Annotated in this window: 12 protein-coding genes; all 12 read left to right on the forward strand. The window is 35.3% G+C overall.

Annotated elements, in window-relative coordinates:
• Positions 1-136 precede the first annotated feature (136 nt).
• The 12 genes from FC091_RS01940 to FC091_RS01995 all read left to right on the forward strand — a co-directional run bounded on the left by FC091_RS01940 (position 137) and on the right by FC091_RS01995 (position 11,840).
• Entirely contained in the window at positions 137-3,115 is a 2,979-nt protein-coding gene (locus FC091_RS01940) for a zinc-dependent metalloprotease (RefSeq protein ID WP_138432593.1), read from the forward strand.
• Positions 3,116-3,167: 52 nt separating this feature from the next.
• Complete coding sequence (locus FC091_RS01945) at positions 3,168-4,283, forward strand: NAD(P)/FAD-dependent oxidoreductase (RefSeq protein WP_138432594.1); 1,116 nt, start codon at positions 3,168-3,170, stop codon at positions 4,281-4,283.
• Between the two features lie 38 nt (positions 4,284-4,321).
• Positions 4,322-4,783 carry a 3-oxoacyl-ACP synthase gene (locus FC091_RS01950; protein ID WP_246035781.1) on the forward strand — a complete coding sequence of 154 codons (462 nt, stop codon included), beginning with the start codon at positions 4,322-4,324 and terminating at the stop codon, positions 4,781-4,783.
• Between the two features lie 61 nt (positions 4,784-4,844).
• Positions 4,845-5,363, forward strand: a complete 519-nt coding sequence (locus tag FC091_RS01955; RefSeq protein ID WP_138432595.1) for a YceI family protein — start codon at positions 4,845-4,847, stop codon at positions 5,361-5,363.
• Positions 5,363-6,496, forward strand: coding sequence for an NAD(P)/FAD-dependent oxidoreductase (locus FC091_RS01960; protein WP_138432596.1), 1,134 nt, complete (start codon positions 5,363-5,365; stop codon positions 6,494-6,496). The genes FC091_RS01955 and FC091_RS01960 overlap by 1 nt, the downstream gene beginning before the upstream one ends.
• A gap of 60 nt (positions 6,497-6,556) precedes the next feature.
• Positions 6,557-7,261 carry a methyltransferase domain-containing protein gene (locus tag FC091_RS01965; protein ID WP_138432597.1) on the forward strand — a complete coding sequence of 235 codons (705 nt, stop codon included), beginning with the start codon at positions 6,557-6,559 and terminating at the stop codon, positions 7,259-7,261.
• Positions 7,262-7,303: 42 nt separating this feature from the next.
• Positions 7,304-8,356: a type III polyketide synthase gene (locus FC091_RS01970; protein WP_138432598.1), complete on the forward strand. Its 1,053-nt coding sequence runs from the start codon at positions 7,304-7,306 to the stop codon at positions 8,354-8,356.
• An 82-nt stretch (positions 8,357-8,438) separates the two neighbouring features.
• The gene (locus FC091_RS01975) at positions 8,439-9,236 is read left to right on the forward strand and encodes an SDR family oxidoreductase (protein WP_138432599.1); all 798 of its coding nucleotides are present in this window, start codon (positions 8,439-8,441) and stop codon (positions 9,234-9,236) included.
• 79 nt (positions 9,237-9,315) lie between these two features.
• The gene (locus FC091_RS01980; protein WP_138432600.1) at positions 9,316-9,753 is read left to right on the forward strand and encodes a 3-hydroxyacyl-ACP dehydratase FabZ family protein; all 438 of its coding nucleotides are present in this window, start codon (positions 9,316-9,318) and stop codon (positions 9,751-9,753) included.
• A complete protein-coding gene (locus tag FC091_RS01985) occupies positions 9,750-11,024 on the forward strand; it encodes a beta-ketoacyl-[acyl-carrier-protein] synthase family protein (protein WP_138432601.1) in 1,275 nt (424 codons plus the stop codon). The genes FC091_RS01980 and FC091_RS01985 overlap by 4 nt, the downstream gene beginning before the upstream one ends.
• 22 nt (positions 11,025-11,046) lie before the next feature.
• Positions 11,047-11,298 carry an acyl carrier protein gene (locus tag FC091_RS01990; protein WP_138432602.1) on the forward strand — a complete coding sequence of 84 codons (252 nt, stop codon included), beginning with the start codon at positions 11,047-11,049 and terminating at the stop codon, positions 11,296-11,298.
• Positions 11,298-11,840: a 4'-phosphopantetheinyl transferase superfamily protein gene (locus FC091_RS01995; protein ID WP_138432603.1), complete on the forward strand. Its 543-nt coding sequence runs from the start codon at positions 11,298-11,300 to the stop codon at positions 11,838-11,840. Before FC091_RS01990 ends, FC091_RS01995 begins: the two co-directional genes overlap by 1 nt.

An 11,840-nucleotide genomic window follows, 5' to 3' on the forward strand; every position in this document is an offset into this window, starting at 1 on the left:
TTTCAATCTTTAGCAGTAGATCGATAATATTTTAAAATTATCCACTTCGGTTGTAAATATCTTAAAGAATTATGGTTTTTTTTGTAAAGTCTTAATAGAACCAATACCTTTGTTACCACAATTAAAATATTCAATAATGAAAAATAATTACCCAAAGTTCTTTTTAAGCTTTTTGGCGACCTTATTCTTTATGTCGTTAACTAATGCGCAAAAAACAGAGCTCACCTGGTCTATAAATAAAGACCAAATTAATAAAGAGGATGTAAATTTTTATAAGTCGAAACCAAAGCATTCAACGTTAATAAACATTGATATTGACGAATTGAAACAACAATTGACTAATGTTCCTAAGCGTCAATATTCAAATAAAAACGAAGGTATTGTTCTTCAATTTCCAAACCAAGACGGGAAGCCACAATCTTATTTGGTACAAGAGGCTTCGGTAATGGAATATGAATTACAAATGCAATTTCCGGAAATAAGATCTTTTGTTGGGAAGGGTATTGATAATCCTGCTGCTATAATGAGATTTAGCATATCACCTCAAAAGGGTTTTAGTGGTATGGTATTGTCTGATGGAAAAACAGTTTTTATAGAGCCTTACACATCAGATTTAAGAACTTATATTTCTTTCATTAATTCTAATGAAGATGGCCCAAGAGAAAGTTTCATTTGTGATACAGAATATGACCCAGCAGATCTTAAAATCTCTCAAGATGATATTTCTGCTTTAAGAAATGCTAATGATAGTACATTAAGAACATATCGTTTAGCTTTAGCTTGTACGGGTGAGTATGCTCAATTTCATGGCGGAACAGTAGCTGGAGCCTTGGCAGCTATGAATGTAACAATGAACAGGGTAAATGGTGTTTTTGAGAGAGATTTAGGTGTAACTATGGTTTTAGTCTCTAACAATGCTAGTGTCATTTTTTTGAATGCGGTAACTGATCCTTACACAAATAATAACGGAGGTATAATGTTAGGGCAAAATCAAACTACATGTGATGCAAATATAGGTTTTGCAAATTATGATATTGGACATGTATTTAGCACAGGCGGTGGCGGGATAGCAACATTACGTTCACCTTGTACCATCAATAAAGCAAGAGGTGTAACTGGATCTCCTGTGCCACAGGGTGACGCTTTTGATATAGACTTTGTTGCTCATGAGATGGGTCATCAGTACGGAGGGAATCATACACAAAATAACAATTGTCAAAGGTCTCCAAACACATCTGTAGAGCCAGGTAGTGCCTCTACAATTATGGGTTACGCAGGTATTTGTGCCCCTAATATCCAAAATAATAGCGATGATTATTTTCACAATGTAAATATTATAGAAATGTGGGCTAATGTTTCTACAGGAAATAGTAGCTCGTGTTTCGCCGGAAGCGCTACAAACAATGTAGCTCCTGTAGCTAACGCAGGTGCAAATTATAGTATTCCTAGATCTACAGCTTTTGTATTAAGAGGTACAGCAACAGATGCTGATACTGCTTCAGGACTAACGTATTGTTGGGAACAAATAGATACAGCACCAGCAACCATGCCACCAGTATCTACAAACAATGCAGGCCCAATGTTTAGATCTTTAGATCCTTCGACGTCTCCAGATAGATATATGCCGCCATTGAGTACGGTTTTGTCTGGTTCTTTATCTTCGACATGGGAAGTTGTACCTTCAGTTGCAAGAACAATGAATTTTTCTTTAATAGTTAGAGATAATGAAGCTGGTGGTGCAGCTACAGACTCTGATAATATGGTTGTTGATGTACAAGGCGGCACACCATTTACAGTAAATACTCCACCAACTTGGGGTGCAAACTCTAGTCAACAAGTAACTTGGGTTGTTGGTCAGACAAATTCAGCACCAATTAACTGCCAGACAGTAAATATTTTGTTTACTACTAATGGCGGGTTTTCATTCACAACTCTTGCTTCAGGTGTTCCAAATACAGGAAGTGCTACAATCACAGTTCCAGGTGTTGGTAACACAAATAATGCAAGGATTTTAGTAGAAGCAGCAGATAATATTTTCTATGCTGTGTCAAATACTTTTTCAATCTCAAGCGCTCAAGATTTTAGTATTAATGCTACAAATGGTGATATAACCGTCTGTAACCAAGACACAGCCTCAATAGATTTTAGTTACGTGACCTCTAACGGTTTTTCTGAAACAACATCATTTAGTGTTTCTGGTGTACCAGGTGGTGCAGGCTCAAACTTAAGCCCTATGTCATTAAATTCTGATGGCACAGTAACCTTAAATCTAACAGGGTTAAATGCTCTCCCAAGCAATACTTATACGATTACACTTACTGCTAGTTCGCCTTCAATAACAAAGCAAGCTACAGTAGATATAACAATCACTGATGGTGTTTGTCCTTCTGAAGGTGATTTGAGTTTTCAAACAAGAACTACTGGTGTTATATTTAATACGATTAACAATCTAGATGCAGGTTCAAAGACTTCACCATATTCAGACTTTACAAATATTTCAACAGATGTTGAAGCGGGTATGGATTACGATTTATCGGTTAGAGCCAACTCAGATGGCAATTATCAGATAATAACTAGAGTTTGGGTAGATTGGAATCAAAACTGCTCATTTGATGACCCAGGAGAAGAATACGATTTAGATTTAGGTACCACAGCTAATATTGCAGATCAATTGACAGATGGATCTCCGTTAACAATTACTGTACCAATTGACGCAGCAGATGGAACAACTACAATGAGAGTAAGTACAAAGTATACTCCACCAGGTGCTAATGATTTCCCTACATCATGTGAGACAGGTTTTGATGGTGAGGTGGAAGATTACTCACTAAATGTAATTAATAATCTTAGTGTAGATGATAATGAGTTAGATAATTTGAGTATTTATCCAAACCCAAATAATGGAACTTTTACCGTTGGTTTCAACCCGAAATCTGGTGACGACATTAATATCGAAGTACATGATATTAGAGGAAGAGCAATATTTACAAAAATATTCAATGGTACGAATAGGTTTGATGAAGTTATTCAGTTAAATAACACTCAATCTGGTGTTTATTTATTGAGTATTTCAGATGGTCCACAAAAAGTAACAAAGAAAATTGTTATTGAATAATTAACTACTATAATATTTAAAAAGCTCCTAAATTTAGGAGCTTTTTTATGCTATGAATTTATCGTATTGGGAAATAAAGACTTGGTTATCCAATGTTGACTTTACAGTTGTTGGCAGTGGTATTGTAGGTTTAAGTTGTGCACTAGAGTTACGACAGAAGTATCCAAATGCTAAAATAATTGTGCTTGAAAAAGGCATTTTACCTCAAGGAGCTAGTACAAAAAATGCAGGTTTTGCTTGTTTTGGAAGTTTAAGTGAGATAATCGATGACTTAAACCATCATTCTGAAGATGAAGTTTTAGATTTAATTACAAAGCGTATCAATGGCTTAAAACTGCTACGAGAAACTCTTGGGGACCAACAGATAGATTATAAACCTCACGGTGGTTACGAGTTATTTTTAAATAGTGATACTCAACTTTACGAATCGTGTAAAGAAAACCTTGACAGAATCAACCGCTTATTAAATTCTATTTTTAATGCTGATGTTTTTTCATTCAGACCCAATAATTTTGGTTTTAATCATGTGAAAAATCAATTGAGTTTTAACCAATTTGAAGGTCAGATAGACACAGGAAAAATGATGGATGCGCTATTAAAAAAAGCAAGCTCAGTTGGTATTAAAATCCTGAATAATTGTAATGTGAAAACTATAAGTGAGGATAATGGACGTGTACATATTCATACAGATAATTTTCAATATACATCCAATAAAGTCCTTATAGCAACGAATGGTTTTACATCACAATTAATTTCTGAAAAAGTAAAGCCCGCTCGTGCTCAGGTATTAATCACAAAACCCATCAAAAACCTTAAAATTAAAGGCACTTTTCATTTAGACAGAGGCTTTTATTATTTCAGGAATATTGATAACAGAATTCTATTTGGTGGTGGTAGAAACCTTGATTTTAAAGGAGAAGAAACCAACCAATTTGGCGAGACAGAACTAATTCAAAACAAGCTTGAAGAGCTTTTGAAAACAACTATAATTCCAGAGACAGAGTTTGAAATAGAGCATAGTTGGTCTGGCATTATGGGAGTTGGTAATCAGAAAAAATCAATTGTAAAACCATTAAGTGAGAATGTGTATTGTGGCGTACGCCTTGGCGGCATGGGTGTAGCCATTGGTAGTTTGGTTGGTAAAGAACTCGCAAATTTATTAGACTAATTAAATTCCTGCGAAGGCAGAAATCTCATAGGTAATTCATGGCGGAAGAAATCAGAATAAAACAACACCTATATACTAAATGTCAAGACGCCTTAAACAGCCGACTAAAAGTCTTACGACAAAAAATCCTAGACCTGCAAAGCGACTTGCAATCAGAGACTAAAAGTTCTGCAGGCGACAAACACGAAACTGGTCGTGCTATGTTACAATTAGAGCGTGAAAAAGCTGGTCAACAGCTTGCTGAAATTCAGAAGCAATCTGATTTACTGAATAGAATTAATACTCAAAACATCCAAGATACTGTAGCTCTAGGCTCTATTGTATACACTACTCAAACTAATTATTTTTTAGCGGTAAGTGTGGGCGAAATAAATTTTAATGAAATTTCTTTTTTTGCCATTTCTCCTGCAACTCCAGTTGCTAAATTATTGATTAGTAAAACTATAGGTGATACTGTAAAGTTTCGTGACAAAGAAATCGCCATCACAAAAATTCTTTAAAATACAGTTATTCCTTCATTGCCTCTAAAAACTATCGTAACTTCACAATAAAAAGTTTGCTGTGTTACGTTTAATTTTAGTCTATCTTGTTTTTGTGTGTTCAAATTTTGGCTTTAGTCAGAATAACTCAAGTATTGATTTTATTATAAAAAATTTAGGAATAAATGTAGATGGTCATTTCAACACATTCACCATTAATACTGAGTTCGATGCAGATAATCAATTAACTGAAATTTTAAGTAAAATTGAGGTTGCGTCTATTGAAACTGGGATTGATAGCAGAGACGAACACTTGCTAAAGGAAGACTATTTTCATCAGGAAAAACACGAGTATATCACGCTTCAAAGCACATCGATTAAAAAGGAAAGCACTACAGAATACCTTATCTCAGCCAACCTTACCATAAAAGGAAAAACAAAGGTAATTTCAATACCTGTTAAGGTGCAAAAGACGGATTCAGGCAGAACCAAAATAACATCTTATTTTGAAATTAACAGAAGTGATTTTGATGTTGGTGGTGGCAGTTTTGTAATGAGTAAAACGGTAAAAATCAATGTAACACATTACCACGAGCAATAATGCAAAAGCAATATTTTGATGTTATAATTATTGGTGGTGGATTAGCAGGCTTGTGTTCTGCTATTCACTTATCAAAACATGACTTAAAGGTGTTGCTCATCGAAAAAAACAGCTATCCAAAACACAAAGTTTGTGGTGAATACATTTCCAATGAGGTGTTACCATATTTAAATTATTTAGGCTTTAACCCATTTGATTTTGGCGCTAAGCGCATTTCAAAATTCGAGTTAACCACACACAACAATAAAAAGATTGAAGCTAATCTACCACTTGGTGGATTTGGGATGAGCCGTTATGAAATGGATTTTCAGCTCTATCAATTAGCATTAAAGTATGGAGTTTCGGTTGAGCAGGATACCGTAGTGGACGTTGCATTTAAAAATGATGAGTTTCAAGTCGAAACAAAATCTAACACCATCTTTACTTCAAAAATTGCCATTGGTGCCTTTGGGAAACGCTCAAATTTAGATGTAAAATTCAAACGTGATTTCATTAGAAAGAAGTCGCCATATCTAGGAGTGAAAATTCATGTATCAGGAAATTTCCCAGAAGATAAAGTAGCGCTTCATAATTTTAAAGGAGGTTATTGTGGCGTTTCAAAGGTTGAAAACAACCATATCAATCTATGCTATATTACTAGTTATGATGCCTTTAAAAAGCATAAGGATATAGAATCGTTTCAAGGTGAGGTGGTTTTTAAAAATTCCGCATTGAAACATATTTTTCAGCATACAGATACTGTGTTTGAAAACCCCTTAACTATTAGTCAGATTTCTTTTGAAACAAAAAATCCTGTTGAAAATCACATATTAATGTGTGGTGACTCTGCCGGAATGATTCATCCTTTATGTGGCAATGGCATGGGAATGGCTATAAGAAGTGCAAAAATAGTGTCTGATGGCATTGTAGAGTTTTTAAATGAGGACACTAAATCTAGAAGTCAACTGGAGATATCTTATACCAAGACTTGGCGCAAAACGTTTGCCTTTCGATTAAAAATCGGTCACGCTATTGCGTATTTATTCAGGCAAGATTGGTTAGCGCCAAAATTACTTGTACTTTTAAGAGTATTTCCGTTTTTGGTGCCTCAAATCATAAGAATGACGCACGGTAAATTGATGAAGATGCCATAAGTTAAAATATAATGTAATTGTCATGCTGAGCTTGTCGAAGCATCTATTTAAGAATTAAAAATGTTTATTGACACCACATATCGAAGTGACGCCACAGAAATTATGGACGATTTTACCATGAAAGGTGAGTTGTTGCGTGATACACTCGATAAATTGGGTAAAATTAATAAATGGTTAGGAGGCAATAGTGTCACTATTAATGGTGTAGAACAACTATTAAAAGACTATTCAAAAGCAGAACTTATTACCATAATTGACCTTGGTTGTGGCCATGGCGATATGTTGCGTTTACTGGCCGATTTTGGTAGAAAGCATAATTATAAATTTAGACTCATTGGAATTGACGCCAATAAAGATGCGATTGACTATGCCACGGAATTATCTAATAGTTACCACGAAATAAGCTTTCAAAATCTTGATATTTTTTCTGAAGAATTCAAAAATTCGAATTTCGATATTGCGCTATCAACGCTTTTTTTACATCATTTTAAAAGTGAAGACATAGAACAATTATTAAAATTACTGACATCTAAAGCAACCTTAGGAGTTGTTGTTAATGACTTACACCGAAGCAAACTCGCATATGGTTTATTCAAATTATTAGGTCTGGTAATTTCAAACGAGATGATTGTACAAGATGGCCTAACGTCAATTTTGCGAGCATTTAAACGCAAAGATTTAGAAGAATACGCAAACCAATTACAACTTAAGTCACAAATCCGTTGGAAATGGGCTTTCCGCTACCAATGGTTGATTAAAACATGATGAATACTAATAAACAGATTCCTGCTTGAACAGGAAATTAATATGGCTGTAAGAATAACATCAGTTGCAAAGCAACTACCACAATATACAAGAGAAACCAAAGATATCCTGCCCTTTGTGGAGCTTTGGTTAGAGGGACAAGAAGAACGTTTTAAACGTAAGGTCCTAAAGATTTTTGAGAATGCCGCAGTGGATAAACGTTATTCCATTATGGATGCCGAAGAGGTATTTTTAAAGACCTCATTTGAAGAAAAAAATGACATATATACTAGAGAATGTATAAAGATTGCAGAAGCGTCATTAATAAAAGCACTTGATAAAGCACATCTACAACCAACAGATATTGATTATATCATAACCGTTTCCTGCACTGGAATTATGATTCCGTCATTAGATGCTTATTTAATCAACAGGCTGAAGATGAAACAAGATATCGTGCGTTTGCCTGTAACCGAAATGGGTTGTGCAGCAGGAGTTTCTGGAATTTTGTACGCCAAGAATTTTTTAAAAGCAAATCCGAGCAAACGTGCAGTTGTCATTGCGGTCGAATCACCAACAGCAACCTTTCAGCTAGAGGATTATTCTATGGTTAATATTGTAAGTGCCGCAATTTTTGGAGATGGTTGTGCAAGTGTAATTTTGTCGTCATATAAAGATGAACAAGGGCCAGAAATTATAGACGAGGCTATGTACCATTTCTTTGATGCAGAACATATGATGGGTTTTAAGTTGAGAAATTCAGGACTTCAAATGGTATTGGATCAATCAGTGCCGCAGACCATTGCAGATCATTTCCCAAAAATTATTCATCCCTTTTTAGAACGAAACAATCTAACCATTAAAGATATTGACCATTTGGTGTTTCATCCAGGTGGAAAAAAAATTGTTCAAACCGTTGAAGAGCTATTTGGTGATTTAGGCAAGAATATTGACGACACAAAAGAAGTGTTAAGACTGTATGGCAACATGAGTAGTGCAACTGTGCTATATGTGTTAGAACGATTTATGGATAGAAATTTACCAAAAGGAGACAAAGGTGTTATGTTAAGTTTCGGACCTGGATTTTCTGCACAACGTATATTATTAGAATGGTGACAAAATGGGTGTTTTGTTATGCTGAACTGTCACGCTGAGCTTGTCGAAGTGTTGTTTCAGCATCTCACTGATACAAAGAAAAATGACTAAAGAATTTCAAAATAAAAACTATTGGGCCTTAATTTTAGGTGGAAGTAGCGGTCTCGGTTTGGCAACAGCAAAAAAGTTAGCCAAACACGGCATGAATATTTGCATTGTGCACCGAAGCCCAAGATTGCAACAGGAGGTGATTTTAAAAGAATTTGAAGTTATAAAACAAGAAGGTGTTCAATTTAAATCATTTAATAGTGACGCGTTTAAAACCGAAAAACGTAAGTCAATAATCGAAGAACTGAAATCATTACTTGGAGATAGTCACAAAATCAGAACATTGGTTCATAGTGTTGCAAAAGGTAATTTAAAACCAATGATTTCAGATGAAAACACTGAGCTCGAACATGATGATTTCGTACTAACTATTCAAGCTATGGGAATTAGTTTGTACGACTGGGTTAAATCGGTTTTTGAAGCAAGATTATTTGCTGAAGACGCTCGTATTATAAGCTTTACAAGTGAAGGGAATTCAAAAGCTTGGAAAAATTATGCCGCTGTTTCAGCTGCAAAGGTTACACTTGAGGCCATAACTAGAAACATAGCCTTAGAATTTGCACCACATGGCATTAAAGCCAATTGTATACAAGCAGGAGTTACGGACACAGTTTCTTTACGAATGATTCCTGGAAATGAGCAAATAATAAAGTACACATTAAAACGAAATCCAAACAAGCGCTTAACCAAACCTGAGGATGTGGCCAATGTTGTTTATTTACTTACAAAGGATGAGGCTTCTTGGATTACAGGAACGATTATTCCAGTTGATGGCGGCGAACATTTATCGTAGATAAAATTCCTGCGAAAGCAGGAATCTTTTTTAATTAGTACAGAACTGTCACCTTGAGCGCAGTCGAAAGGTCTTAAAAATGAAGAAAGAAGAAATCATAGCATTATTACCTTACGAAAAACCATTTTTATTTGTAGATGGTATTGATTCAATTTCTGAGGATGGCATTTCTGGGCATTATACATTTAAAGACGATGAGTTTTTTTATAAGGGCCACTTCAAAGGCAATCCTATTACGCCAGGTGTTATCCTTACAGAATGTATGGCACAAATTGGTTTAGTGTGTTTAGGAATTTATTTATTAAAAGATGAACTAAGTGAAACTCAAAAACCACAGATAGCCTTGACAGCTAATCAAATGGATTTTTATTTACCAGTATTACCAGGTGAAAAAGTGAATGTACAATCAGAAAAAACGGTATTTCGATTCAATAAATTAAAGTGTAATGTAAAAATGGTTAACAAGGATGGTGAACTTGTTGCACGAGGAACCATTTCAGGCATGTTAAAAGTATGAGTAAGCGAGTAGTTATAACAGGATTAGGCGTTGTTGCACCAAACGGAGTTGGTGTTTCAGAATTTACAGATGCATTAAAAAATGGCACGTCCGGAATTTCATTTCACCAAGAATTAAAAGACCTAAACTTTTCCTGCCAAATAGGCGGTATTCCAAAGGTAACAGATGATCTAAAATCTGAATATTTTACTGATTTACAATTGCGAGGTTTTAATAGTTCGGGTATTTTATATGGCTGTATTGCAGGTGTAGATGCATGGAAAGATGCAGGACTACAAATTGATTCTAATGGTGATGTTGATTATGAAACAGGACTCATATTTGGTACAGGAACTTCTGGTGTAGAAAAATTCAGGGAAGCCATTTACAAGCTCGATGATGGTAATGTAAGACGATTAGGAAGCACAGTTGTTATACAAACTATGGCAAGTGGTGTAAGTGCTTACCTCAGCGGTATGCTTGGATTGGGCAATCAAGTAACTACGAACTCTTCTGCGTGTACAACAGGCACCGAATCGTTATTAATGGGTTATGATCGAATTAAAAGTGGAAAAGCAAAACGCATGCTAGTAGGAAGCTGTAGTGATCACGGACCATATATTTGGGGCGGTTTTGATGCCATGCGCGTTATGACTTATAAACACAATGATAGTCCAGAAGAAGGTTCAAGACCAATGAGTGCGTCAGCTTCTGGATTTGTTCCAGGAAGCGGTGCAGGTGCTTTGGTTTTGGAGTCACTGGATAGTGCTCTTGAGCGTGGTGCGCATATTTATGCTGAGGTTTTAGGTGGTGAAGTTAATTCAGGCGGTCAGCGCCAAGGCGGAACCTTAACTGCACCAAATCCTGAGGCAGTTCAGCGTTGTATAAAAAATGCATTAAAGCATTCAGGTATAACAGCAAAGGATATTGATGTTATAAACGGCCATCTAACTGCGACTTCAAAAGATGCCTTGGAAATTGAAAACTGGACTAAAGCCCTAGGAAGACAACATAAGGATTTCCCATATATCAACGCTACAAAGTCACTGATTGGTCACTGTTTGGCTTCGGCTGGGTCAATTGAGTGTGTAGCAAGTATTATTCAGCTTAAAGAACAATTTGTGGCGCCAAATATTAATTGCGAGGATCTTCATGAAGACATTGCAAATTTAATTGATTCATCAAAGGTGCCAACGCAAATCATTGAACACGATATTGACGTGATTGCAAAGGCTAGTTTTGGATTTGGAGATGTTAATGCTTGTGTTTTATTTAAGCGATTTATAGCGTAACTTTACAATTCAAAAATACGCTATGAACAACGACGAATTAATTACCAAATTAAAAACTATAATAGCACCTTATATTCAAGATGAGGAAGCTTTCAAAAACCTTTCTGAAGACACAGATTTTGTAAAAGACTTAAAGATTAACTCTGCAAATCTCGTGGATATTATTTTGGATATTGAGGACGAGTTTGATATTCGTTTGGAAAACGACGATATGGAAAAAATGCTAGATGTAAAATCTGCCATGGCGATCGTCACTTCTAAACTCAACAAATAATGATTGGCAACGACATTGTTGATCTTAGCGAAGCTCAGAGGGCTTCAAACTGGCAACGTCCTAGATTCTTAAAAAAGTTATTTTCTGAAGCTGAACAACATTATATCAAAACTTCTCACAATCCATTCGTAATGGTTTGGCGTTTATGGAGTATGAAGGAAGCGTCGTATAAATTGTATACACAACTCAATCCAAGTCGATTTTACAACCCAAAGGAGTTTCAGTGCAGTATTAAAGGCAATAAAGGAACTGTAAGGTTTAAAGATTTTAAGTGTTACCTTGAAACTAAGACCACATCAAATTACATCATTTCTGAAGCCAGATTAGAACCAAACAAGCTAACTTCAACAATTGTAAAATTCAGCACAACTAGCCATAAAGAACAGAGTGCAGTTCTTAAATCGAAATTATTAAATCGATTTGGAATTGAATATCACTTAAAAAAAAGAGAATTTAATATTCCTTTTTTGTCTAATGGCAAAGACAATTTTAATATCAGTTTAACGCATCACGGTAATTATGGTGCTTATGCCATAGCATAA

Origin of the sequence: Winogradskyella algicola (assembly GCF_005869935.1) — a bacterium.
Taxonomy (GTDB): domain Bacteria; phylum Bacteroidota; class Bacteroidia; order Flavobacteriales; family Flavobacteriaceae; genus Winogradskyella; species Winogradskyella algicola.